Source organism: Serpentinimonas sp. SMBJO2 (genome assembly GCF_056341105.1).
In genome coordinates this window covers 2,553,698-2,576,758 of record NZ_CP150628.1, presented here as the reverse complement: position 1 = coordinate 2,576,758, position 23,061 = coordinate 2,553,698, and the positions used below count along the sequence as shown (strand labels likewise).

The following is a 23,061-nucleotide window of genomic DNA, read 5'->3' as shown; positions in this document are numbered from 1 at the left end:
CGCCCTGAGGTCGGGGGCAGGGGGCGGCTTGAGCAGCAGCAGCGGTTGTTCCAGCACGCGAAAGTCGAGCGGCGCGCGCATACGCGTCATTTACAGCACCAGCGTGCGCACATCGCGCGCCTCAGTGCCCTGTTCGATGTGCAGGCGCAACTGGCGCTGCGCGCGCAGCAACGTGACGCAGGCAGACCAGAACGCCACCCAGCGGCTGCGCCCGAAGCGCGCCTTGTAGGCCTCGCGGTCTTCCAGCAGATCGGGGTACAGGCCCATGCTGGCGTTGACCAGGAACAGGCGCTGGTTGATGGCCGCCACCTGCACCGGTTGCGCGGCCCAGCCCAGCAGCCCGCGCACCGCCTCGGCCGGGTCGGTGGGTATGCCGTGCGTGCGCGCAAAGTAGTTGAAAGTGCCTTGGGGCACGGCCTCCATGGGGCAGCCGGCCGCGTGCGCGTACTGCGCCACCGTGTTCAGGGTGCCGTCGCCGCCCACGGCCACCACCGCCGTGCCGGTGGCCAGCGCCTTGGCCGTGGCTTGTTGCGCCACCGCGCTCAGCTCAGCCGGCTGGCAAAAGTGCAGCTCCCCGCGCCGTCCAGCGGCCTGCAACACGCTGTCGATGAGCGCGCCCTTGGTGTCGGCGGCGCTGCTGCCCGAAGCCGCGTTGATGACGAACTGCAGCGCCGCAGCGGGGTCGATGGTGGGGCTGGGGCTCATGGCGCGCACGCCATCCGGGTGGAGACGATCGGATGCAAGCGAATTCAATCGTGGCGCAGCAGGTCGCCAAAGACGGTGTGCTCGCCCTCTCGGCGATCGGCACCGGGTGCGTCGTACAACACCAGCCAGCTGGGCTTGCGCCCCGCAAGGTCGGCCGGCAGATCGCAGATCGCTTCGGCGCGGTTGCTGCCCTGGCCATGCGGCAGCACCACCGATTCGCTCAGCGCCGACTCGAACCGCACCGGCTCCAGGTTGGCTTCGAGCAGCGGCCGCGCGGCCGGCCATTTATAGACGCGGATTTCGCCGTTGAGCACCATCGTCGGGCCGGCCAGCAGGTACAGGTCGTCGCCAGAAAAATGCAGGTCGCTCACACCCAAGCCATCGAGCTGCAAAAAGTGTTTGCGCAGCAGCGTGCCGTTGTCGTCCAGCGGTACCAGGCGCAGTTCGTCGCCGCGCGCCTGCACTTCGATCTCGAGCAGCGCCGACCAGCCGCGCAGCACCGGCCCGCGCAGGCCCAGCAGCAGCCGGCGCCCGAACACCGCCAGGCCTTCGATGTCAAAGCCGTTGTCCTTGCCCGGAAGCGCCAGGTAGGGCCCGAAGTGCGGGTCGTCGGCCAGCGCCCGCGTGAGCAGGTTGTGTTGGGCATCGCCCTTGAGGCGCAGGGCGCGGCGGCCATCGGCGGCCAAGCGCACCAGGCAGGGCGCGCCGTCGGCATCGGGTTCGATCGGCAGGCAGGCCAGCAGGCGCCGGTTGCCGTCTAGGGCCAGCTTGGCCAGCCGCCGGGCGTTGTCGGCGTGGCTGCGCTCGGGTTTGGCGTTTTTGCGCTTCAGGCCGTGCGAGCCCACCAGCCACAAAAAGCCGTCCACCACCGCCATGCCCTCGATGTCGGCCTCTTCGTCGGGGGCGCCGGGCAGGTCGAGCAGGTCGGCCAGCGGGAAATCGCACACCTCGCCAAAGCGCAGCGTCTCGCGCCCCACCGGCTCGAGCCGGCGCAGGCGCTCGACGCCACAGGCTTCATCGCCCGCCACCCAGAGCCAGTCGCCCGTAAAGGCCGCCCCCGAGAGGTTGGTTTTGACCAGGCAGTCGGGCGTAAATTCCAGCCGCACGGCATTGGCGCTTCGGGTGTTGGGCATGGGGGGCTCCTGGGTGCGTGGCGTGCACGGGCGCACGGTTTAGCGCTGTATAGCATACACCCGGCGCCAGCCCGCCAGCAAAGGCCACAGCAGCAACATCAGCGCCAGCCCCAGCGCCGGCAGCACCAGCGGTTGCGCCAGCAGCACCAGTCCATCGCCGCGCGCGTGCATGAAGGCGCGGCGCAGGTTGTCCTCGAAGATCGGCCCGAGCACGACGCCAAAGACGATCGGGGCCAGCGGGTAGTCGGCCTTGCGCAACACATAGCCCAGCAGACCAAAAGCGGCCAGCAGCGCGACATCGAAGGCCAGCCGGCTTTGGGCATAGACCCCGAGCACGCCCACGAGCACGATCAGCGGCGTCAGCCAGCCCAGCGGCAGCGCCAGCAGCCGCACCCAGAGCCCGATCAGCGGCAGATTGAGCACCAGCAGCGCCAAGTTGGCCAGCACCATGCCCCAGATGATGGCCTCGAACAGCTCTGGCGAGCGTTCGAACATGACAGCGCCAGGGGCGATGCCGTGCAGCATGAAGGCCCCCAGCAGCACCGCCATGGCCGGGTTGCCGGGCAGCCCGAGGCCGATCAGCGGCACCAGCCCGGCTTGGGCGCTGGCGTTGTTGGCTGCCTCGGGCCCGGCCACACCCGACAGCGCGCCGTACCCGTACTGGGCGCGGTCACGCGCCACGCGCCGCTCCAGCGCCAAGCTCATCATCGAGGCCAGCAGCGTCTTGCCACCCGGCAGCATGCCCACCAGTGCGCCCACCGCCGTGCCGCGCAGCGCCGGCGCCAAGCTGGCGCGCAGTTCGCTCACGCGCGGCCAGATGCGGCCGATGGGGGCGATGCGCGTGCCGGCGCGCAGCCCGGCGTGGCTGGCCAGCACCTCGCCCAGACCAAACAGGCCGACGATCAGCGGCACGAGGCCGATGCCGTCGCGCAGTTCGGCCAGCCCGAGGGTAAAGCGCGGCGCGCCGCCGCCAAAGTCGGTGCCCACCAGCCCGAGCATTAGCCCCAGCAGCAGCATGGCTAGGGCCTTGAGGCGCTGCGGTTGGCCGATGCAGACCAGCGCCACCGCCGCCAGCAGCACCAGCGCCGCCACATCGGCCGGCCCCAAGCCCAGCGCCAGCCGCGCCAGCGCCGGCGTCAGCGCCGCCACCAGCGCCGCGGTGATGAGGCCGGCCAGAAACGAGGCCAGCGCCGCCACCGCCAGCGCCACCCCGGCCTGCCCCTTGAGCGCCAGCCGGTGCCCTTCTTCGGCCGTGACCACGCCCGAGGCCTCGCCCGGCAGCTTGAGCAAAATGGCGGTGGTCGAGGAGCCATACTGGGCCCCGAAATAGACCCCACACAACAGCACGATGGCCGCCTGCGGCTCGAGCAGAAACGAGGCCGGCAACAGCAACGCCATGGTGGCCGCCGGCCCGATGCCGGGCAACACCCCAACCAGTGTCCCCAACCCGGCGCCGAGCAAGGCCGGGCCCGCCAGCGCCCACGCCAGTTCGAGGCTCATCATGGATGCAAGGCCGCTGCCAGGGCCGGCGGCAGCAGCTGAAACGGCACCTGCAAGCCGAGCACAAACACCAGCAGCCAGAGCAGGCTCAAGGCCGATCCGATCAACAGCGCGTGCGGCCAGCGGTTGGCGGCGGCGCGCGCCGCCAGCAGCGCCAGCAACCAGGTGGCCAGCGCCACCCCCAGCACGGGCACCAGCAGAGCAAAGCCCAGCACCGCGGCCAGCGTCAGAGCGGCGGCGCGCGGCTGGCCGGCGTTGGGGGCCTCGGCGGCGCAGACCGCCGATTCGGTATCAGCGGCGCAGACCGCAGATTCGGTCTCAGCAGCGCCGGCCGCCGTTTCGGCCTTGGCCCAGCCGGCCCGATGGCTGCGCCAGAGCAGCAGCAGCGCCACGCCCAGCAGGGCAACGGCCAACAGCCCCGGCCAGTAACCCGGCCCCATGCGTGTGAAGCTGCCCAGCGCCAGTTCGGGCCGCTGCCCGACCTGCGTCAGCACCCACACCGCCAGCAACAGCAGCGCCCAAGCCACCGCGCGCAGGCCCCAGAGCTGGGCGGTGGGTGCGAGCTCCAAGGGACCTAAGGGGGCCGAGGAGGTGACGGTGTTCCTACTGCCGGCCGCATCGCCGCTGCCAGACCAAGCCCAAGCCGCAGCGCCAACCGTTGTGTGGGCCGGGCTGCAGGGGGCATCGGGTGGGGGTGCGGGCGCGGGGTTATCTGACGGCCGCATACTGATCAATAACAAGAACCATTCGCATTAGCGTTATTTTATGGTCTAATGCCGTTTCCGTCAAGGGACAGACTGTGGCCGTTTGCGCTGCCGATCGTCGCCTCACCCAAAGCTAATTTTTTCGGAGTTGTCTGCATGAGCACCCGCCGTACCCTACTCAAATCATCGGCCGCTGCGGCGGCCCTGGTCGTCGCCCCAGCGATTGTGCGCGCCCAGAATTTTCCTTCGCGCCCGCTGCGCCTGATCGTCGCTTCGGCGGCCGGTGGCAATGCCGACGTGGTCACGCGCCTGATGGCGCCCGAGCTCGAGCAGCGCCTCGGGCAGCGCATCGTGGTTGAAAACCTCGCCGCTTCGTCGGGCATGCAGGGCACCGAGGCGGTGGCGCGCGCCGAGCCCGACGGTCACACGCTGCTGGTGGGCACCGCCTCGCAACTGGTGTTCAATCTGGCGCTGTTCGACCCCATGCCCTTTGACCTCGTGGGCAGCTTGCGTGGCGTGGCCATGATCAACAAGGTGCCGCTGGTCATGCTGGTCAACCCCAATGATCCGGCCGCCAACATGCGCGACTACATCGCGCGCCTGCGCGCTGCACCGGGGCGTTACCAGTACGGTTCGGGCCCGCGCGGCACCACCACCCACATCACTGGTCTGATGTGGGCGCGTGCGGCCGGGGTCGAAGTCCAACACGTGCCCTACCGCGCCGGCGCCGAGGGGCTGCGCGATCTCATGGCTGGGCGCATCTCGCACCAGTTCGACGTCGCCGTGACCGCCATCCCGCACGTGCAGTCGCGCGCGCTGCGTGCGCTGGCCGTGACCAGCCGCCGCCGCTTGCAGGTGCTGCCCGATGTGCCCACGGCCGCCGAACAGGGCCTGCCAGGTTTCGAGGGCTTTACCTGGAACTCGATCGCCGCGCCGGCGGGCACGCCGCAGCCCATCGTCGAGCGCCTGAACCGCGAAATCGCGGCCGTGCTCGAAGTGCCGGCGCTGCGCGAGCGCCTCGTGGGTTGGGGCAGCGAATTTTCCGGCCCCATGAGCCCGGCGCAGGTCGATGCCTTTTACGCCGAAGACCGGCGCATCTGGGTGCCGTTGGTGCGCGAAGCCAGCCGGGCAGTTTGATTTCAGGCAACCCCCGCCCAGCGCGCAGCAAAAATGCGCGCTGGGCTTGGGGCGTTGCAGTCTTTCAGTGGTGCCCGTTGCAGGGCAGCGCTTGGGCTGGCGGTGCGCTGGCAGCTGCGCCGCGCTCAAAGGTGACGACGTGATCCACCGCTGCCTTGATGCCGATCCACTCGCCCACGGCGTGGTCGTGGTGCGAGGGCACGTGCGTCATCACGGTTTCGCCGCTGCTCAGTTGCAGGGTGTAGAGGAACTCGGAGCCGCGGAAGGATTTGCGCACGATGCGCGCCTTCACGGGGGCGGCGTCGTCGTGCAGGATGTCGTCGGCGCGCAGCAGCACGTCGCACAGGCCGTCGGGGTAGGCGCTGGGCAGCGGGCATTCGGCCACGTCCTGCAGCGACCCCAAGGGGGTTTGCACCTGCACCTCGGAGCCCGACTGGGCGATCTGCGCCGGGGCAAACACGCCGTGGCCGATGAATTCGGCCACGAAGCGCGTCGCTGGCCGGTGGTACAGCGTGTAGGCGCGGTCCCACTGGTGCAGCTCGCCCTGGTGCAAGACGCCGATCATGTCGCCAATGGCAAAGGCCTCGAGCTGGTCGTGCGTCACCAGCAGCGCGGTGGCCCCGGCGGCTTTCAGAATCCCGCGCACCTCGTGCGCCAGGCGCTCGCGCAGGTCCACGTCGAGGTTGGAAAAGGGTTCGTCGAGCAGCAGCAGGCGCGGGTTGGGGGCGAGCGCACGGGCCACGGCCACGCGCTGCTGCTGGCCGCCCGAGAGCTCGTGCGGGTAGCGCCCGTGCAGCCCCTCGAGCCCGACCAGCGCCAGCACCTCTTGCACCCGCTGCAGCCGCGCCGGCTTGGGCAGGTGGCGCAGCCCGAAGGCCACGTTGGCGCGCACATCGAGGTGCGGAAACAGCGCGTAATCCTGGAACACCATGCCGACGCGGCGCTGCTCGGGCGGCATATGCGTCTGGGCGTTGCTGACCACTTGCCCACCGAGTTCGACCTGACCGCCGCTGGCGCGCTCGAGCCCGGCCACGGCGCGCAGCAAAGTGGTTTTGCCGCAACCCGAGGGGCCGATCAGCACCCCGATCTGGCCCGCCTCGAGGCCGAAAGAAACCGAGCGCACCGCAGGCTGGGCGGTGTGGGGGTATTGAACCGAGAGTTGGGACAGGGTCAGGAACATGGTTGCTTATTCTAGACGATTGCTGTTCTCATTCAGGCAGACTGTGCCGCTGCTGCGCCACCCGTCTGTCATACACCGGATCGCCACCCAATCTATACTGAGCGCCACACCCGCTCACCGTTCGTCGTGAACCCCATGGCCAAACCCAAGCTGAAAAGAATCCCGACCGCGCAAGTGCAGCTGGGCATGTACATCGAGGCTTTTCAAGGCTCTTGGATGGACCATCCCTTTTGGCGCAGCAAGTTCGTGATCACCGACGCGCACGAGTTGCGCCTGGTGCATGAGTGCGCGATCAAGGAGGTGCTGATCGACGTCAGCCAGGGCCTGGATGTGGTGCCAGCCTCTACCAGCGACGCCGCCGCAGAACCCTCGTCAGCCGCCACAGCCCCTGAGCCGCAGCCCGCTCCCGATACCCAGGCGGCCTCGATGCGCGCCGAGTATCAGCGCGCGGCCGCCATCTGCAAGGCCGCCACCGGCGCGGTGCGCCACATGTTTGCCGAGGTGCGCATGGGCCGTGCCATCGACCAAGAGGTGGCGCGCCAGGTGGCCGAGGAGATCACCGATTCGGTGTTGCGCAACGGCGGCGCCCTCATCAGTCTGGCGCGGCTGAAAACCGCCGACAGCTACACCTACATGCACTCGGTGGCGGTGTGCGCGCTGATGGTGGCGCTGGCGCGCCAGCTGGGTTTGAGTGAAACCGAGACGCGCGCGGCGGGCTTTGCCGGCCTGATGCACGACCTGGGCAAGGCCGACGTGCCGCTGGAGGTGCTCAACAAGGCAGGCCGCCTGACCGAAGCCGAATTTGCCCAGGTGCGCCTGCACCCAGAGCACGGGCACCGGCGCTTGCTCGCCGCCGGCGTCGATGATCCGCTGGCGCTCGACGTCTGCCTGCACCACCACGAGCGGCTCGACGGCAAGGGTTACCCGAAGCGGCTGGCGGGCGAGGCCATCAGCCGCATGGCGCGCATGGGCGCGGTGTGCAATGTCTATGACGCCATCACCTCGAACCGGCCCTACAAGGAAGGGTGGGATCCGGCCGAATCGCTGGCCAAAATGGCGCAGTGGACCAACGGCCACCTCGATGCCACGATTTTCCAGGCCTTTGTGCGCAGCCTCGGCATCTACCCCACGGGTTCGCTGGTGCGGCTGAGCAACGGCAAGCTGGCGGTGGTGGTGGAACAGTCCAAGGCGTCTTTGCTCAAGCCGGTGGTCAAAACCGTGTTTTCCACCACAAGCAACGAGCGCGTACAGCCACAACTGATCGACCTTTCGGCACCCGACTGCCGCTGGCAGATCGAAAAGCGCGAAAACCCCAAAGACTGGAAAATCCCCGACCTCGACGCGCTCTGGCTGGACGAGTTGGCGCAGCCGCAGGGTACACAGGGCGGGTGAAGCTGCGTCGGCACCTGGGGGTCCGAGTACGGGCAGGGACATGGTCCCACCGACAGGAATCGAACCTGTATTTGCCGCTTAGGAGGCGGCCGTTCTATCCATTGAACTACGGCGGGGGGTGGCTGCGCGCGATTATCCCCGATGCCCGCTGCCGGGGCGCTATTTCGAGAGCGCCCGCATGGCCTCTTCGAGCCCGCGCAGCGTCAGCGGGTACATGCGCTGGCCCAGGATTTGCTGGATCAGCTCGATGCTGCGCCGGTAGGGCCACAGGCCCGCCGGTTGCGGGTTGATCCAGGCGTGGCGCGGGTAGTGGTGCGCGAGGCGCTGCAACCAGTCGGCCCCGGTTTCGGCGTTGGCGTATTCGACGCTGCCGCCGGGCTGCAGGATCTCGTAGGGGCTCATGGTGGCGTCGCCCACGAAGATGAGCTTGTAATCCTTGTGGTACGTGCGGATCAGGTTCCAGGTGTCGAATTTTTCCGTGTGGCGGCGGCGGTTGTGCTTCCACACGTAGTCGTACACGCAGTTGTGGAAATAGTAGCACTCCAGGTGCTTGAATTCGTTCCTGGCGGCGCTGAACAGTTCCTCCACCTGCTGGACGTGCTCGTCCATGGTGCCGCCCACGTCCATGAGCAGCAGCACTTTGACGTGGTTGTGCCGCTCTGGGACCATCTTGGTGTCGAGCCAGCCGGCGTTGGCGGCCGTGGCGCGGATGGTGTCGGGCAGGTCCAGCTCCAGCGCGTTGCCCTCGCGGGCAAACTTGCGCAGGCGGCGCAGCGCCATCTTGATGTTGCGCGTGCCCAGCTCCTGCGTGTCGTCATAGTCCCGATAGGCGCGTTGCTCCCACACCTTCACGGCGCTCTGGCCACCGCCCTTGCCACCGATGCGGATGCCCTGCGGGTTGTGCCCGCCGTGGCCAAAGGGGCTGGTGCCGCCGGTGCCGATCCACTTGCTGCCGCATTCGTGCCGTTCCTTCTGTTCCTCCAGGCGCTGCTTCAGCGTCTCCATCAGTTCGTCCCAGTCCATCCTGGGCGCGTTGGCCTTTTGCTGGTCGCTGAGCAGCCGTTCGAACTCCTTGCGCAGCCAGTCGGCGGGAATCTCCTTGCTGAAGTCGGCCAGCGTCTCCACGCCCTTGAAGTAGCCCGCGAAGGCGCGGTCGAACTTGTCGAAGTGCTTCTCGTCCTTCACGAGCGCGGTGCGGGCCAGGTAATAGAAGTCGTCGAGCGTGCAGGCGTCGGGGTTGCGTGGGCCCACCACGTCCTGCCGCAGGCACTCCAGCAGGCTCAGGTATTCCTTGACCGAGACCGGCAGCTTCGCGGTGCGCAGGGTATAGAAAAAGTCGATCAGCATGGGTAGGGCAGGGCAAGGCTGGGCGAGCCAAACCGGCTCAGCGGTGGCGCTGGTTCATGAACACCAGTTTTTCGAACAGGGTGATGTCCTGCTCGTTCTTGAGCAGCGCGCCCACCAGCGGCGGCACCACCAACTGCTGCTCTTTGCCGTGCAGCGCCTGGGGCGGGATGTCCTCGGCCAGCAGCAGCCGGATCCAGTCGAGCAGCTCCGAGGTGCTGGGCTTTTTCTTCAGGCCCGGCAGCTGGCGCAGCTCCAGAAAGGCGTTGAGCGCCGCCGTCAGCAGCTCGTCTTTGAGACCGGGAAAATGCACGCCCACGATGCGGCGCAGCGTGGCCGGCTCGGGGAACTGGATGTAGTGGAAAAAGCAGCGGCGCAAAAAGGCGTCGGGCAGCTCTTTTTCGTTGTTCGAGGTGATGAACACCAGCGGCCGGTGCCGCGCCCGGATGGTCTGGCGCGTCTCGTAGCAGTGGAACTCCATGCGGTCGAGCTCGCGCAGCAAGTCGTTGGGGAACTCGATGTCGGCCTTGTCGATTTCGTCGATCAGCAGCACCAGCGGCTGCTCGGCCGTGAACGCCTGCCAGAGCACGCCTTGCACGATGTAGTGGCCAATGTCGCGCACGCGCTCGTCCCCGAGCTGCGAGTCGCGCAGGCGGCTCACGGCGTCGTACTCGTACAGCCCTTGCTGTGCCTTGGTGCTGCTCTTGATGTGCCACTGCAGCAGCGGCATCCCCAGGGCTGCCGCCACCTCTTCGGCCAGCAGGGTTTTGCCGGTGCCGGGTTCGCCCTTGATGAGCAAGGGCCGCTGCAAGGTGATGGCGGCATTGACCGCGAGCAGCAAATCGGGGCTGGCGACGTAGTGGGGGGAACCAGAAAATTTCATGAGCAAAATGGGGGGTTGTACAGGCAGGCAGGGGGCGGTGTGGGGCGGTTCAGGCGCAAAGGGCTGGCGGGTGGTGCAGGCCACAGGCGCTCCACCAACACCATTGGGTGGCCGATCATGGCCTATGGTAGCGCCAAAGTGCCGCAGCAGCATAGAATCACAATTTCCATCTCTCTGCCCCTTACCGCGCACCATGCAGCAACCCAGCACCAGCTTGCGGCCACCTGCCACCTGCCACCGGCCTTGCAGCCGTGGACGGTGCGTCGGCCTGCGCGGGCCCTGGGCGGCGCGGACTTGGCTGGGCGTGCTGGTTTTTCTGGGCATGGTGGCGACGACGGTGCAGGCCCAGGCACTGCCCGAGGCAGCCGATGCCGCGCCCATGCCCCTGCTGGCCCAAGCGGCCCAGTTTGATCTGCTGGCGCAGGCCGAACCCGATTTCTTTGCCGAAAAGACGCAGCTGCAGGTGCTGTCGGTGACGCGCCTGGCGCAGCCGCTGGCCGACACGCCGGGCGCGGTCACGGTGCTGGACCGCCAGACCCTGCGCCGCTCGGGTGCGCGCAATCTGACCGAGGCGCTGCGGCTGGTGCCGGGCTATATGGTGGCCGGCTTGAATGGCGCCAATCTGGTGGCGGCCTACCACGCGCCCGTGGACGAATACGGGGTGCGCAGCCTGATTCTGGTCGATGGGCGTTCGCTCTATTCCCCAAGTTACATGGGCGGTGGCTTCAGGGCGCTCAACGCGGTGCCGATCGAGGAGGTCGAGCGCATCGAGGTGCTGCGCGGCAGCAATTCGACCGCTTTCGGAGCGCATGCCCTGTTTGGCGTCATCAACGTCGTCACCCGGCACGCGCTCGATACCCTGGGTCAAGCGCTGAGCTTCACTGCCGGCAGCGGTGGCGTGGCCGACGCCTACGCGCGCATCGGCTGGGGGGCGCCGGGGCTGGCGCAGCGCTTGAGCGTGAGCCGCAGCGCCGACCACGGCCTGCGCGACCTGCACGACAGCCACGAGCGCGTGCAGTTGCTATGGCGCGCCGACCTCAAACCCAGCCCCGGAACCGAACTGATGCTGCAAGCCGGCTTGAGCGAGCTGGAAGCGGGCCATGGGTTTGCGCGCAATCCGACCGATCCGCAGCGCGACGTGGGGTTGCGCACCTCCCATGGGCTGCTGCAATGGAGTCGGGCCGAGCGGCCCGACGCCACCTGGAAGGCCACCTTGTCTTGGGATGAGGAGCGCCTGACGGACCCGATTGCGCTAAATTTCTCGCCCCGAACCGCCGTCGTCGATTTGATTTACCACGAGCGGCGGCTGGCGCTGGAGCTCGAGCACACGCGCGTGATGTCGCCGAGTTGGCGCTGGGTGCTGGGGGCTGGGGTGCGCGACGACAGCAGCTTTGCGCCGGTGTTGTTTGCCACCACCGAGCGCGTGGGCGTGCGCGATTGGCGGGTGTTCGGGCACGCGGAATGGACGCCGGCACCACGGTGGCTGCTCAACGCCGGCCTGTTTGCTGGCTACCGCAGCGACACCGGCAGCTACCTGGCCCCGCGCCTGATGCTCAACCACGAGCTCGCGCCCGGCCACACGCTGCGTGCCGGGCTCACGCGCGCCGAACGGCCGCCGCTGTTGTTCGAGCGCAGCGCCGATGTGCACGCATACTCCAATGGCATCCGGGGCCCGAGGTTCTACCGTCCGACCCCGGAGTTGCGCAACGAGGTGCTGCGGGTGCAGGAGCTGGGCTACCACGCCAGCCTGGCCGAGGGGCGTGTGAATCTGGATCTGCGGCTGTACCAGGAGCGCATGGGCGATTTCATCCAGTTTCGCCCGGGTGTGCCGCGCCAGTACGTCAACGCCCCTGGCTTCACGCTGCGCGGGCTCGAGTACCAGCTGATCTGGCGCCCGAGTGAGCGCACCGAGCTGCGCCTGAACCAGTCCTTCAACCAGATGCAGTGGCACCAGGCCGAGGCCATGGGGCGCGAGCCGCCCGCGCGCCTGAGCACTGTGGCTTTATTCCAGCGCCTGGATCACGGCTGGGACGTGGCGCTGATGCTGCACGAGCACAACGGCATGTCGTGGCGCCCGCCGGCCAGTGCGGTGGGTTCCGTCACCCGCGTCGATGCCCGCCTGGCGCGCGCCTTCGACTGGGGCGGCGCGCGCGCCGAAGCCGCCTTGGTGGTGCAGTCGCTCGGCGGTGATATCGACGAATTCGTGCCCAATCGGCACAGCAACCGGCGCGTCTATGCGAGCCTGCGCCTCGAATTCTGATCCCGAACAGCCGGCCCGGCGCATGGGTTTGCTGGCCGGCTTGGGTTGGCTGGGTCTGGGCCACTTTGCCAGTGCCGACCTGTGGGCGCAAGGGGTCGGCGCCAGCGCCGCGCCGCTCGCCACCGCGGCCAGCCCTGCGCCCCTGTGGGTGGTGATGTCGGAACGCAACGCTGCGCAGGACGAGGCGCTGCGCGTGCTGCGCGGCAGCGCGGCGCTGCCCTTGCGGGCGGGCTTGTGGTCCGATTGGGCGCAGTGGGAGCAGTTGGCTTCGGGTTCGGCGCTGATGTTGCTGGGCGCGCGCGCGCTGGCGGCCTGGGCGCAGCGCCAGCCCCCCGCCTTGCCGGCCATGCCGTGGGTGGCGGGCCTGCTGTCGCAGGCGGCATGGGCGGGTTTGCCCGCTGCGCTGCGTGGCCGCACGCACGTGGCCTGGTTGGACCAGCCGCTGCCACGCCTGGCCGAACTGCTGCGGCTGGCCTTGCCCGATCGCTCGCGGGTGGCGGTGTTGTTTGGCCCCGCCACCCGCGTCTGGCGTGAGCCGCTGCAAGAGGCCCTGCGTGTGCGCCACTGGCAGATGCAGGCGGCGCAGTTGCACGCATCCGACGGGCCGTCCGAGCTCTTTGCGGCCCTGAGCCGGGTGCTCGACGGCAGCGAGGCGCTGTTGCTGTTGCCCGACGCCCAAGTGGTGCAGCCCAGCCAGTTCCAGAACCTGCTGATCGCCGCCTACCGCCAGCGCCTGCCGGTGCTGTCCTTCAATCGGGCCCACGTGCATGCAGGGGCCACCTTGGGGCTGTACACCACGCCTGCCCAGGCGGCGCTGCAGATGCTCGACCTGCTGCGCTTGGCGCAACAGCCCGGCGCGCGCCTGCAGCAGCAGTGGGCCAGCCAGTTTGAACTGGACATCAACGAGCCGGTGGCGCGTTCGCTCAACCTGCAGTTGCCCTCGGTGGCCATGCTGGCCGGGGCGCTGATGCAGCGCACCGGTGTCGCGCCAGAGGGGGGTGCTCGATGAACCCCGACCCCATGCTGCGCCAGATGCGCCTGCGCCTGTGGCTGGCTGCAGCCTTGCCCGCTGTGCTGGTGGTGCTGGTGTTGCTGGCCGTGTTTGTGCAGCGGCATGGCCACGAACTGCTGCAGGCCAAGCAGCACCAGGCACAGGCGGTGGCCAAGCAACTGGCCAGCCAAGCCGAATTTGCCCTGTTTGCCGCCGACGTGCAGACCCTGCAGCGCCTGGCCGGCGCCACCAAAGACAGCGACAGCAATGTGGTGGCGGTGGCGCTGCGCGCAGCCACCGGCCAGTTTCAGGTCGGAACAGGGCGCTTTGGCGCCCAATTGCCCGATTTTTCAGGCAACCGCGTGCACCTCGAGGGCGAGCGCTTGTGGGTGATCCACGAAGTGCGTTCGCCATTGATGGCGGTCGATGATCCGCTGGCCGCCGGCTGGCTGGAGTCCGGGGCGGCCGAGCCGGTGGTGCTGGGTTTCGTGGCGCTCGAATACGACCTGAGCGCTCTGCAGCGCAGCAACCGGCAGCTGCTGCTGTGGGCGCTGGCGGCCACCGGCCTGGCCTTGGTGTTGGCGGCGCTGCTCTCGACCCTGATCGCCTCCAGCGTGACGCAGCCGGTGGCCCACATCAGCGACGTGGTGCGCCGCATCGGCGGTGGGCAGTTGCAGGCGCGCGCCGACGTCGAGCGCTGCGGCCCGATGGCCCAGCTGGCCAGCGGCATCAACCGCATGGCCGGTCAGGTCGCCGTCACGCAAGCCGAGCTCAGGCAGCAGGTGCAGCAAGCCACCGAAGAGCTGCGGCTGCAAAAACTGGAGGCCGAACGCACGGCGCGCACCGATGGCCTGACGGGTTTGCTGCGCCGGCGCGCGTTCATCGAGCTGGCCGACGCCGAGATCCAGCGCAGCCTGCGCTACGAAGACCCGCTGTCGTTCATCATGTTCGACGTGGACCACTTCAAGGCCATCAACGATAACCACGGCCACGCCTGTGGCGACGCGGCCTTGGTGCACCTGTCCGAGCTGTTGCGCGAGCAGATGCGCGACTCCGACCTGCCCTGCCGCTGGGGGGGCGAGGAGTTCGTGGTGTTGCTGCCGCGCACCAGCGCCGACGTGGCGCGCCACGCGGCCGAGCGCATCCGCAGCCACTTTGAGGCCAACCCGGTGCGCTGGGAAGATCGCAGCCTGCGTGTGACGGCCAGCTTCGGCGTGGCCGCCTTCGATGCGCGCGACCTCAGCCTGTCGAGCATGGTGGCGCGCGCCGATGTGGCCCTATACCGCGCCAAACGCAACGGCCGCAACCGGGTCGAGGTGGCCGAGGGCGGCCAGCCCTCGGGCCTGGAGCAGCCGGCGGCCTGAGGCGGCTCGCGCAGGGGGTGCCGCACCGCAGCGGCAGCAGGTTTTCAGGGGGTTGCAGCGGCTGGTGCATCCAGCCCCAGCCGCGCGCGCTGGCGCGCCAGTTGCAGCCGCACCTGGGCCGGCGCCGTGCCGCCCACGGTCGAGCGCGCCTCGAGCGAGCCGCGCAGGCTCAGGCAGTCGTAGACATCGGCCCCGATCAGCGGGTGAAAGCCTTGCAGCACCGCCAGCGGCAGCTCGGCCAGGTCGCAGGCGTGGCTGCTGGCGGCCTTGACGGCGTGCGCCACGCATTCGTGCGCGTCGCGAAAGGGCAGCCCCTTTTGCACCAGATAGTCGGCCAGGTCGGTGGCGGTGGCGTAGCCTTTTTGTGCCGCTTGCTCCATGGCGGCGGCGTTGACACGCAAGCCCCCGTGCCTGAGGCCCGTGGCCGCATCGGGCGTGCCGCCGATCATCTCGGCAAAAATGCGCAGCGTGTCGCGCAGCGTGTCCACGGTGTCGAACAGCGGCTCTTTGTCTTCCTGGTTGTCTTTGTTGTAGGCCAGCGGCTGGGCTTTCATCAGCACCAGCAGGCCCATCAGGTGGCCGACCACGCGCCCGGTCTTGCCGCGCGCGAGCTCGGGCACGTCGGGGTTTTTCTTTTGCGGCATGATCGAGCTGCCGGTGGTGTAGCGGTCGGCCAGTGCGACGAAGCCAAAGTTTTGGCTCATCCAGATGATCAGCTCTTCGCTCAGACGGCTGAGGTGCACCATGCACAGGCTGGCGGCGGCGCAGAACTCGAGCGCAAAGTCGCGGTCGCTCACGGCGTCGAGGCTGTTGAGGCACAGCTGCGGCTGGCCGTGCTCATCGACCATGCCCAGCGTGCGCGCCACGCGCTCGCGGTCCAGCGGGTAGCGGGTGCCGGCCAGCGCCGCGCTGCCCAGCGGCAGCCGGTTGGTGCGCCGGCGCACCTCGGACAGGCGCTCGGCGTCGCGCGCAAACATCTCGACATAAGCCAGCAGATGGTGCGCAAAACTCACCGGCTGCGCCACTTGCAGGTGGGTGAAGCCGGGCATGATCACGTCCACGTGCTGCTCGGCCACTTCGACCAGGGCGCGTTGCAGTTGCTGCAGCAGCGCCTGCAGGCCGTCGATCTCGTCGCGCAGCCACAGGCGCACGTCGGTGGCCACTTGGTCGTTGCGGCTGCGTCCGGTGTGCAGGCGCTTGCCGGCGTCGCCCACGAGCTGCGTCAGGCGTGCCTCGATGTTCAGGTGCACGTCCTCGAGCTCGAGCTTCCACTCGAAGCGGCCGGCTTCGATCTCGGCGGCGATGCTGGCCATGCCGCGCTCGATCGCGGCCCAGTCGGCAGCGCTGATGATGCCTTGCGCCGCCAGCATCTCGGCGTGCGCCAGGCTGGCGCGCAGGTCGGCGCGCCACAGGCGCTGGTCAAAACCCACGCTGGCGGTGTAGCGTTGCACCAGCGCGCTCACGGGTTCGCTGAACAGGGCCGACCAGGCCTGGGTTTTGGAGTCGAGTTGGCTGGCAGTCATGGCGGGCGGGTGTGGGGCAGGGCGCAGGCAGGGCACGGGCGCGGGCGCGGGCAGGGCAAAATTGGCGAAAATGGACGAGGCGGTAAACGCCAGCCTGAATTTTACGTGGCCCGGCTGGGCACAGCGGGCTGCGCGGGCTGCATGTGCACAGAGAAAGGGCTGCCATGGCGTTGCGGGTGTTGCTGGTGGATGACGAGGCGCTGGCGCGGGCGCGGCTGCGGGCGTTGCTCGATGAGCTCAGCCTGGCCGCGGCGGGCGCTGCGCTGGAGGTGGACGAGGCCGCCAACGCGGTGCAGGCCATGGAGCGCTTGCAGCACGCCGCTTGGGATGTGCTGTTGCTCGACATTCAAATGCCCGGCCTCAACGGCTTGCAATTGGCCGAGCGCTTGCGCCAGTGGCCCAGCGACTGGCCGGCGCCACCGGCGCTGGTGTTCGTGACTGCCCACTCCGCGCACGCACTGGCGGCCTTCGAGCTGCAGGCCATCGACTACCTGACCAAACCGGTGCGGCGCGAACGGCTGCAGCAGGCGCTGGCCAAGGCGGCGCGCTGGCGGCTGGCGGCAGCACAGGCGGCGGCTGGAGCGGCCTTGGCCGATGTGGCGGCGGCCGCAGCCGCCGCGGCGGGCGGCTCCCCGCCACCCGCCCTGGCGCCCGCCACGCTTGCCGAGGCGCTCACGATCCACGACCGCAGCGGCCTCGTGCGGGTGCCGCTGGCCGATATCCTGTACGTCAAGGCCGAGTGCAAGTACCTGACGGTGCGCACCGCCGCCCAGAGTTACCTCTACGAGGGCGCGCTGAACGAACTGGAGCAGGCGCAACCGGGGCGCTGGCTGCGCATCCACCGCAACGCGCTGGTGGCGCGGCACCGCGTGCGCGCGCTCGAGAAAGCCGGCGCGCGCAGTGGCCACGACGAGCCCGAGGGCTGGTGGCTGCGCCTCGACGCGGTGCCCGAGGCGCTGGCGGTCTCCAGGCGCCAGTTGCCGCTGGTGCGCGAGCTGCTCGGCCGCTGGCCGAGCCGTTGAGTCGTAAGCGTCCAGCCAACACACCTTGCCCGATGTTGATGGTATCGACAAGATAGGGCACAAGCGTCCACTTCTTTGACGTGGACACGAACACACCTTGAACTGGACTCACACCTGAACCAGAGCGGTTTGCAGGCTGTCTTCCAGACTGGCCCCAGTCAGGGCGCTGTTCAGGGTCGCGCGGGTGAGGTGGTTGACGACGTTCTTGCCCAGGTTGGCCGCCAAGCCGTCGTTGACGCTGATCTGCTGGAGCGGCTTGCCATTGATGTGCAGCTGGCTGCCCAGGCTGCTCAAGGCCCCGGCGCTGACCATGCCGGCAATCAGCCCTTTGAGGCTGTCTTGGCTGCCGAGGTCTTTGAGGGTCTTGCCGATGTCGCCGCCGTGGTTGATCAGGCTCACGCTGGCTTGGCTGGCCAGCGTGCTGAAACCCGCATTCATGGCAGCCGCACTGGCGGCGCTGCCGCTGGCGGCACCGGTGACGCTGCTCGCCAGGTTCGCCCCCATGCCGCCCGTGGCCCAGGCCACGGCCAGCGACAGCAGGGCGGCACCGGCACCCGTGAGGCCTTGTTGCTCGTAGTTCCACTCGCGCTGCGCCAGCTCCAGCGCCTGCCACTGCACCGCCGGGTCGGCCTGCAACTGCGCCAGATAAGCCAGGCCGGGGTTGAGGCGCGCCAGTTGTTCGACTTGCGCCTCCAGGCTGGGGGCGGGCTGATTGGCGTGGCGGGCGTGTACCTCGCGTGGCAGCTCCACGCTCAAGCGGATGCTGGGGTCGATGTGCACCTGCCCGAGCAGCTCGCTCATCTGTGCGCGGCTGTGCGCGTAGCCCACGTCTTGCGTCTGCTGCCACAGCCCCAGCGTGGTGCGGCTGGATTGGGTGCGCTGGCTGACGCCGAAGCGCAAGGGCCGGGGCGCTAGGAGAACGGTTCGCACAGCGGTGCTGCTTGGAGTGGTGTGGACGGCAGAAATTCAAATACCTCCATTGGATGTATTTTTAATGATTGCCAGCCGAAATTTGTCAAATTGAACAAATAGCGAAGCTCTTATGATCAATATACTCATTCCTGTTATAAGCATGTAAAGCAATACAGTTTCAGCGACTTCGATGGCGCGGCCTGCCATTTCGGCATCGGCAAATAATTGGCTTGCGGCGTACCCTGATATGTTGACTACAATTAGCACGGCTATGCAAACAATGATGGCTCGCCACAAATATGACAAAGCCACCACCGCAGCCGCCTTCCATGTTGCTTGCAGAATGATGTTTTCGTTTCGACTGTCCAGTAGCGCCAGTCGAAATTCTTTGAAGTTTCGGTTCATTATTTTCCTGATTGGAAAAATAATTGATACGACAAGAATGGGTGCAATGGCTGCAATGAAGACCAAATTTACCACTTCGTCACTGGCGCCAAGCCATTCTGAGAACACCAGTCCGATCATCAGACCTGCAAGAAAGCTTATTGGAGCGGCTGCAATTGCAGCCGCCAATATCCACAAGTAATGCACCAGCCAGATTTTGAGAATTCTTGGCCATGTAATTTCCAGTTCTGCAATCATTTTGATGCTTCCTTCGTTTAAGATTTTGCGGGGCTTGCTCGGGCTTTGAGTCACTGGATCGAATGCTTATTCGGTACCAAATAGGGCTTTGGCGGATTGATAAAGCACTGCTGCGGCTCCAAACAGCTCAAGAAAGCACCAGCCTGACCAAAAAGTAACGTTTTGATTTAATGGAAGACCAATTCCAACAGCGCCATAAATGCCATTGTTAACTGTCTTCCTGTGAAAAAACGTATTCGAGATCTTCCGATAAAAAAAGAATATATTAAAGCCGCGAGTGTTAAAAAAAGCAGGCCGTTATCGGCCTTGTCTCTGGTGGCAGATATTAGGAGCAATGTTGCGCCAGCAACCTGCAATAACAGCAATACGTATGCATAACCTGAATCCGTGACCTCAATCCCCGCATCACGACATGCCCGCCCAACCGCCGCCCCAAACTGAGATTTCTCGCACTTTTCCCGCCCAGCGGGCCGCGCGAAGACCCATCGGCGCTCACAAACACCCCGCACAAGGCGCTTGCAAGCCCATCTAACCGTGTTTTCGCCCGCTTTCGCCACCACCAGCGCAGCCTTAGCCCCGCAGAACCCCGCGTTTTTCGCAATCCGTGAGTTCGCTGAGCCCGATCTGACCCAGCCAGCAACCTTAAGCTGCCTTCATCTTGCCAAAGGCACGCTCAAACACCGCAAAGCCCGAGTCCGAGCCCGAGATGCCCAATGCCCAGCCCCGCGCATGGCTGATGACGCGCGCGGCCTTGTACATCAGCTCTTGCATCACGGTCTTGATGCGCCGGCGCAGTGCGGTCTTGCGCATCGGGCTGTCGCTCTCGTGCAGCGTGTACTGCCCCACGATGCGCAGCAGGTTCATGGCCAGCGCCGCCAGCGAGCACACCAGATGGTTGGTGGCAAACTTGCCCGAGGGCAGTCGGTTCAAGTCCATGTCGGTCTTGAACTCGGCATGAAACTGCTCGTGCGTGGCATGGTCTCGGTACAGGGTGATGACTTGCTCATGCGTGACTTCTGGCCCCAGCGTGGTGCTCCAGCCTTCCAGCACGTACTCGGGAAAGAGCAAGGGCTGGCCCCGCTTGTCCAGCGTGCGCTCGGTCAGACGATAGACGCGGCGCAGGGTGCGGCTGCCTCCTTGGGGCACTTGCACGGCAGGCAGTGCTTCGCTCCACAGACACTCGCGCTTGCCGGCTCGGATCTGGTTCCAGACGGTGCTGACATCGGCGCAGCGCTGGGCGGCAATTTGCTCCACCGGCGCCGAGCGTGGGTTCCATTTGATCAGCAGATCGACGGCTCGCCCCAGCTTGTCCGCTTGTTCCAGTGTGCGCGCCATCAGGTGCTGCGAGCAAAAGCCCGAGTCGGCGCGCAGCAGCAAAGGCGCTTGGGCCACCGCACAGGCGGAGCCGAGTGCCCGCTCGATGTTGTATTCGCTCTCGCGCGCGCTGTGCTGGCTGCCCGCTCGCAGATCGAGCTCCAGACAGTAGCCGCGTGTGCCCAAGTACAAGGCGATGGGGCAGTAGCCATCGACGCCGGCGTAGGTGTAGGAGACGCCTTCTTTGGCGCTGTCGCTCTGATCCATGACGAAGGTGTCGATGTCCAGTGGCAGGTGGCCGCTGGGCAGGGTGCCGAAGTCGATCGCTGCACCATCGATGTGCAGGCCCAGCAGGGCGCGGTTGATCGAGTCGGCCAGTTCGCTCCACTCGCAGCCCATGGCGTCGAAGCGCTGGCGCAAGGTGGCGCTGGAGGGCACGGCGCGCAGGCCCAAGGCTTGGTGGGCAAAGCGCTGCTTGCGAAAGGCTTCGACGGCTTCGAAGTCGTTCTTGCCCAAGGTGAGCATGGCTACGTAGCACTTGAGGATGTCGCTGTTGGCGATGCCAGCACGCACCGGGTACTTGGGGTCCACCATCGCTGGCAGGTTGATGCGCTTGAACAAGCGCCCCACCAAGGCCAAGCCACCGTGGCTGCTCAGGTCGTAGGGCAGCTTCTTGACAACGAACTCGACTGGGTCAGTCATTTGCGGCGCTTGCACCTAGTGGGTGCGCGTTTGTTTGTGGATAGTTCGTTGATTATAATAGAAAAACATGGGGTTTGCGGGACTCAGGTCACGGATTCAGGCATAAATTAACAAATATGAACAAATCTGCCTGAACTGTTCTTCTGTCAATCCTGGGTCTGGTGACTGCGTCATTTCCCAGCCTCCTGTGCCCGACAATTTACAGTGCCGCAATCCAATATATCTGGAGCATTGCTGACTGCTTTGCCCGCCAGGTATCCGTAGACATTGCCCCACCACTCCATGGCGTTTTGAGACCATGCATTAGGGTACCTGAATCCGTGACCTGATCCCTGCAAACCCTATGTTTTTCCATTATAATCAACGCACTATCCCCAATCAACTGTGCGCCCAGCAGGTGCAAGCGCCGCAAATGACTGACCCAGTCGAGTTCGTTGTCAAGCAGCTGCCCTACGACCTGAGCAGCCACGGTGGCTGGGCCTTGGTGGGGCGCTTGTTCAAGCGCATCAACCTGCCGGCCATGGTCGATCCCAAATACCCAGTGCGTGCGGGCATTGCCAACAGCGACATTCTCAAGTGCTATGTCGCCATGCTCACCTTGGGCAAGAACGACTTCGAAGCCGTCGAAGCCTTTCGCCAGCAGCGCTTTGCCCACCAAGCCTTGGGCTTGCGTGCTGTGCCCTCCAGCGCCACCTTGCGCCAGCGCTTCGATGCCATGGGCTGCGAGAATGGAGCGAACTGGCCGACTCGGGCTTTTGCTCGCAGCACCTTCAAAACCGACATGGACTTGAACCGCCTGCCCTCGGGCAAGTTTGCCACCCACCATCTGGTGTGCGCGCTGGCAGCGCTGGCCATGAACCTGCTGCGCATCGTGGGGCAGTACACGCTGCACGAAAGTGGGTTAAAGCACGGCTAGGTGGGCTTGTGAGAGCCTTGTGCGGGGTGTTTGTGCGCGCCGCCGGGCCTTCGCACGGCCCGTTGGGCGGGGAAAGTGCAAGAAATCCCTGTTTCGGGCTGCGGCTGGGTGGGCGTGAGGGGTTGGCTCAATTGAGGTCACGGATTCAGGGGGTAGTTTGGATTAGGCCGAGAAACTAACTCTTTCGCAGCTAACGATGCGGCTAAGCTTGCGAAACTTGTTGCTGCATCAGTATTACTTCCTCTAGCGACACTTGCCACAATTTCAGTTCCAGTCAAAAGCAGATTAATGCCTCGACAATGCACCGCTGCAGGCATCACCGCGCACAGCTCCACGGCTGTCTTGGTGGCCCCGTACATGGCGTGGAGCAGAGCCTGGTTGTTTGCAAACGTCACCTGCCCTTGTTCGATCATCAACATGGTGGTGGCCATGTCGCGCAGTTGCCGCTGGACCAGCGCAGTGGTGGCGCGCTCGCCCAGCAGCGCTCTTGAACCAGGGTCTTGCAGCAGCGCCAGCGCCGCGCTCATGTTTTGCAGATCGTTGGCGCAGCTCATCGGGTTGGGGCCTTGGCAGCGGTCTTGGAGCGGAGCGACACTGCGTTGCCAGCCGCCTTGGTTGAAGTTGGCTTGCAACTGATTGATGATCAGGCTACAGGCCCGCTCACCACTGCAGCGCCTGAGTTGCTCAAGCGCAAAGGCCAGCTCCCGCGTTTGCAGGTAGTTGTTCTGCACCGCGTTGGCCGCGGCATTGGCTGCGGTGTTGACGCTGGCGGCGCTGCCGTCGCCGGTGAGTGCGCCGGCCACGCCGCCCATGAGTTGGGCAAAGGCCAGCACTTGCGTTTGCGGCTTGATGCCCTCGGGGTCGAACCAGTGGGCAGACAGCTCGCCGACCAGCGCCCCCAGGCCGCCTGCGGTGCAAGCGGCGCTGCCGCCTTGGCCCGCTGCTGCGGCCACACAAGCGGCCAAGGCATGGGCCAGCGCAGCCCCGGCCGGGTTCAAGCTCGGCTCGATGCCGTCCACCGTCAGTCCGCCGATCGTGTGGGCCACCTGCCCCGCAGTGGCACCGATGGCCGCGCTGAGCAAGGCGGTTTGCAGGCTGTCTTGCAGACTGGCGCCGGTGAGCGCGCTGTTCAGGGTCGCGCGGGTGAGGTGGTTGACCACGTTCTTGCCCAGGTTGGCCGCCAAGCCGTCGTTGACGCTGATCTGCTGGAGCGGCTTGCCGCCGATGTGCAGCTGGCTGCCCAGGCTGCTCAAGGCCCCGGCGCGGACCATGCCGGCAATCAGGCTCTGGAGGCTGCCCTGGCTGCCCATGTCGGGTACAAATATACCGCTCATGCGCCGTCAAGCAAAGCTTTAGGGACACTCTGAAAAACTCAAAATCAGGTCAGCCAGCAGGCTGATGCATTCCACCAGCTGAGATTTCGAGCGATTTAAGCCA

Annotated in this window: 19 protein-coding genes and 1 tRNA gene; 7 read left to right on the top strand and 13 right to left on the bottom strand. The window is 66.5% G+C overall.

The features are described from left to right. Positions 1–90: 90 nt before the first annotated feature. Genes AAAZ40_RS11970 through AAAZ40_RS11955 form a run of 4 tightly spaced genes read right to left on the bottom strand, consistent with a single transcriptional unit; the run spans position 91 to position 3,907 of the window. On the bottom strand, positions 91–705 hold the full coding sequence (locus AAAZ40_RS11970) for a diacylglycerol/lipid kinase family protein (RefSeq protein ID WP_476660564.1): 615 nt from the start codon (positions 703–705) through the stop codon (positions 91–93). A 44-nt stretch (positions 706–749) separates the two neighbouring features. Next, entirely contained in the window at positions 750–1,838 is a 1,089-nt protein-coding gene (locus AAAZ40_RS11965) for a DUF3616 domain-containing protein (RefSeq protein WP_476660563.1), read from the bottom strand. A gap of 39 nt (positions 1,839–1,877) precedes the next feature. Beyond that, entirely contained in the window at positions 1,878–3,341 is a 1,464-nt protein-coding gene (locus tag AAAZ40_RS11960) for a tripartite tricarboxylate transporter permease (RefSeq protein WP_250960721.1), read from the bottom strand. Then, positions 3,338–3,907: a tripartite tricarboxylate transporter TctB family protein gene (locus tag AAAZ40_RS11955; RefSeq protein ID WP_045534362.1), complete on the bottom strand. Its 570-nt coding sequence runs from the start codon at positions 3,905–3,907 to the stop codon at positions 3,338–3,340. The genes AAAZ40_RS11960 and AAAZ40_RS11955 overlap by 4 nt, the downstream gene beginning before the upstream one ends. Before the next feature lie 291 nt (positions 3,908–4,198). On the opposite strand from AAAZ40_RS11955, the gene AAAZ40_RS11950 reads away from it, so the two are divergent. Next, positions 4,199–5,179 (top strand): Bug family tripartite tricarboxylate transporter substrate binding protein, encoded by a 981-nt coding sequence (locus AAAZ40_RS11950; RefSeq protein ID WP_476660562.1) that lies wholly within the window; start codon positions 4,199–4,201, stop codon positions 5,177–5,179. Positions 5,180–5,243: 64 nt separating this feature from the next. Here AAAZ40_RS11950 and AAAZ40_RS11945 read toward each other — a convergent pair whose 3' ends face one another. Continuing rightward, positions 5,244–6,359, bottom strand: coding sequence for an ABC transporter ATP-binding protein (locus AAAZ40_RS11945; protein WP_476660561.1), 1,116 nt, complete (start codon positions 6,357–6,359; stop codon positions 5,244–5,246). Positions 6,360–6,494: 135 nt separating this feature from the next. On the opposite strand from AAAZ40_RS11945, the gene AAAZ40_RS11940 reads away from it, so the two are divergent. Next, positions 6,495–7,751, top strand: a complete 1,257-nt coding sequence (locus AAAZ40_RS11940) for an HD-GYP domain-containing protein (RefSeq protein ID WP_476660560.1) — start codon at positions 6,495–6,497, stop codon at positions 7,749–7,751. A 41-nt stretch (positions 7,752–7,792) separates the two neighbouring features. Here AAAZ40_RS11940 and AAAZ40_RS11935 read toward each other — a convergent pair. From AAAZ40_RS11935 to AAAZ40_RS11925, 3 genes are all read right to left on the bottom strand, one after another. After that, positions 7,793–7,867: transfer RNA gene (locus AAAZ40_RS11935), tRNA-Arg, on the bottom strand. Positions 7,868–7,910: 43 nt separating this feature from the next. Further along, the gene (locus AAAZ40_RS11930) at positions 7,911–9,098 is read right to left on the bottom strand and encodes a vWA domain-containing protein (protein WP_476660559.1); all 1,188 of its coding nucleotides are present in this window, start codon (positions 9,096–9,098) and stop codon (positions 7,911–7,913) included. Between the two features lie 37 nt (positions 9,099–9,135). Then, positions 9,136–9,978, bottom strand: a complete 843-nt coding sequence (locus AAAZ40_RS11925) for an AAA family ATPase (RefSeq protein ID WP_476660558.1) — start codon at positions 9,976–9,978, stop codon at positions 9,136–9,138. Positions 9,979–10,171: 193 nt separating this feature from the next. Between AAAZ40_RS11925 and AAAZ40_RS11920 the strand changes: the two genes are divergently transcribed. Genes AAAZ40_RS11920 through AAAZ40_RS11910 form a run of 3 tightly spaced genes read left to right on the top strand, consistent with a single transcriptional unit; the run spans position 10,172 to position 14,593 of the window. After that, complete coding sequence (locus AAAZ40_RS11920) at positions 10,172–12,238, top strand: TonB-dependent receptor plug domain-containing protein (RefSeq protein ID WP_476660557.1); 2,067 nt, start codon at positions 10,172–10,174, stop codon at positions 12,236–12,238. A gap of 22 nt (positions 12,239–12,260) precedes the next feature. Then, positions 12,261–13,247 (top strand): hypothetical protein, encoded by a 987-nt coding sequence (locus tag AAAZ40_RS11915; RefSeq protein ID WP_476660556.1) that lies wholly within the window; start codon positions 12,261–12,263, stop codon positions 13,245–13,247. After that, entirely contained in the window at positions 13,244–14,593 is a 1,350-nt protein-coding gene (locus tag AAAZ40_RS11910; protein ID WP_476660555.1) for a diguanylate cyclase, read from the top strand. Before AAAZ40_RS11915 ends, AAAZ40_RS11910 begins: the two co-directional genes overlap by 4 nt. 44 nt (positions 14,594–14,637) lie before the next feature. Here AAAZ40_RS11910 and argH read toward each other — a convergent pair whose 3' ends face one another. Then, a complete protein-coding gene (argH, locus tag AAAZ40_RS11905; RefSeq protein WP_476660554.1) occupies positions 14,638–16,116 on the bottom strand; it encodes an argininosuccinate lyase in 1,479 nt (492 codons plus the stop codon). A gap of 164 nt (positions 16,117–16,280) precedes the next feature. On the opposite strand from argH, the gene AAAZ40_RS11900 reads away from it, so the two are divergent. Then, positions 16,281–17,138 (top strand): LytR/AlgR family response regulator transcription factor, encoded by an 858-nt coding sequence (locus tag AAAZ40_RS11900; RefSeq protein ID WP_476660553.1) that lies wholly within the window; start codon positions 16,281–16,283, stop codon positions 17,136–17,138. 108 nt (positions 17,139–17,246) lie between these two features. On the opposite strand, the gene AAAZ40_RS11895 is transcribed toward AAAZ40_RS11900, so the two are convergent. From AAAZ40_RS11895 to AAAZ40_RS11885, 3 genes are all read right to left on the bottom strand, one after another. Next, on the bottom strand, positions 17,247–18,068 hold the full coding sequence (locus tag AAAZ40_RS11895; RefSeq protein ID WP_476660552.1) for a DUF637 domain-containing protein: 822 nt from the start codon (positions 18,066–18,068) through the stop codon (positions 17,247–17,249). Positions 18,069–18,104: 36 nt separating this feature from the next. Beyond that, entirely contained in the window at positions 18,105–18,692 is a 588-nt protein-coding gene (locus AAAZ40_RS11890) for a hypothetical protein (protein WP_476660551.1), read from the bottom strand. A 642-nt stretch (positions 18,693–19,334) separates the two neighbouring features. Further along, positions 19,335–20,708: an IS1380 family transposase gene (locus AAAZ40_RS11885; protein WP_476660395.1), complete on the bottom strand. Its 1,374-nt coding sequence runs from the start codon at positions 20,706–20,708 to the stop codon at positions 19,335–19,337. Positions 20,709–21,120: 412 nt separating this feature from the next. Here AAAZ40_RS11885 and AAAZ40_RS11880 point away from each other — a divergent pair, with 412 nt between their 5' ends. Further along, positions 21,121–21,624, top strand: coding sequence for a hypothetical protein (locus AAAZ40_RS11880; protein WP_250961004.1), 504 nt, complete (start codon positions 21,121–21,123; stop codon positions 21,622–21,624). A 137-nt stretch (positions 21,625–21,761) separates the two neighbouring features. Here AAAZ40_RS11880 and AAAZ40_RS11875 read toward each other — a convergent pair whose 3' ends face one another. Beyond that, positions 21,762–22,958: a DUF637 domain-containing protein gene (locus AAAZ40_RS11875; protein ID WP_476660550.1), complete on the bottom strand. Its 1,197-nt coding sequence runs from the start codon at positions 22,956–22,958 to the stop codon at positions 21,762–21,764. Between the last annotated feature and the right edge of the window lie 103 nt (positions 22,959–23,061).

Excerpts from the sequence above, each read along its gene's own strand:
- AAAZ40_RS11885 (WP_476660395.1), bottom strand. The coding sequence starts at position 20,708 with ATGACTGACCCAGTCGAGTTCGTTGTCAAGAAGCTGCCCTACGACCTG.
- AAAZ40_RS11910 (WP_476660555.1), top strand. The coding sequence starts at position 13,244 with ATGAACCCCGACCCCATGCTGCGCCAGATGCGCCTGCGCCTGTGGCTG.
- AAAZ40_RS11970 (WP_476660564.1), bottom strand. The coding sequence starts at position 705 with ATGAGCCCCAGCCCCACCATCGACCCCGCTGCGGCGCTGCAGTTCGTC.
- AAAZ40_RS11890 (WP_476660551.1), bottom strand. The coding sequence starts at position 18,692 with ATGATTGCAGAACTGGAAATTACATGGCCAAGAATTCTCAAAATCTGG.
- AAAZ40_RS11960 (WP_250960721.1), bottom strand. The coding sequence starts at position 3,341 with ATGATGAGCCTCGAACTGGCGTGGGCGCTGGCGGGCCCGGCCTTGCTC.
- AAAZ40_RS11950 (WP_476660562.1), top strand. The coding sequence starts at position 4,199 with ATGAGCACCCGCCGTACCCTACTCAAATCATCGGCCGCTGCGGCGGCC.
- AAAZ40_RS11945 (WP_476660561.1), bottom strand. The coding sequence starts at position 6,359 with ATGTTCCTGACCCTGTCCCAACTCTCGGTTCAATACCCCCACACCGCC.
- AAAZ40_RS11875 (WP_476660550.1), bottom strand. The coding sequence starts at position 22,958 with ATGAGCGGTATATTTGTACCCGACATGGGCAGCCAGGGCAGCCTCCAG.
- AAAZ40_RS11940 (WP_476660560.1), top strand. The coding sequence starts at position 6,495 with ATGGCCAAACCCAAGCTGAAAAGAATCCCGACCGCGCAAGTGCAGCTG.
- AAAZ40_RS11880 (WP_250961004.1), top strand. The coding sequence starts at position 21,121 with ATGACTGACCCAGTCGAGTTCGTTGTCAAGCAGCTGCCCTACGACCTG.
- AAAZ40_RS11900 (WP_476660553.1), top strand. The coding sequence starts at position 16,281 with ATGGCGTTGCGGGTGTTGCTGGTGGATGACGAGGCGCTGGCGCGGGCG.
- AAAZ40_RS11930 (WP_476660559.1), bottom strand. The coding sequence starts at position 9,098 with ATGCTGATCGACTTTTTCTATACCCTGCGCACCGCGAAGCTGCCGGTC.
- argH (WP_476660554.1), bottom strand. The coding sequence starts at position 16,116 with ATGACTGCCAGCCAACTCGACTCCAAAACCCAGGCCTGGTCGGCCCTG.
- AAAZ40_RS11965 (WP_476660563.1), bottom strand. The coding sequence starts at position 1,838 with ATGCCCAACACCCGAAGCGCCAATGCCGTGCGGCTGGAATTTACGCCC.
- AAAZ40_RS11925 (WP_476660558.1), bottom strand. The coding sequence starts at position 9,978 with ATGAAATTTTCTGGTTCCCCCCACTACGTCGCCAGCCCCGATTTGCTG.
- AAAZ40_RS11920 (WP_476660557.1), top strand. The coding sequence starts at position 10,172 with ATGCAGCAACCCAGCACCAGCTTGCGGCCACCTGCCACCTGCCACCGG.
- AAAZ40_RS11915 (WP_476660556.1), top strand. The coding sequence starts at position 12,261 with ATGGGTTTGCTGGCCGGCTTGGGTTGGCTGGGTCTGGGCCACTTTGCC.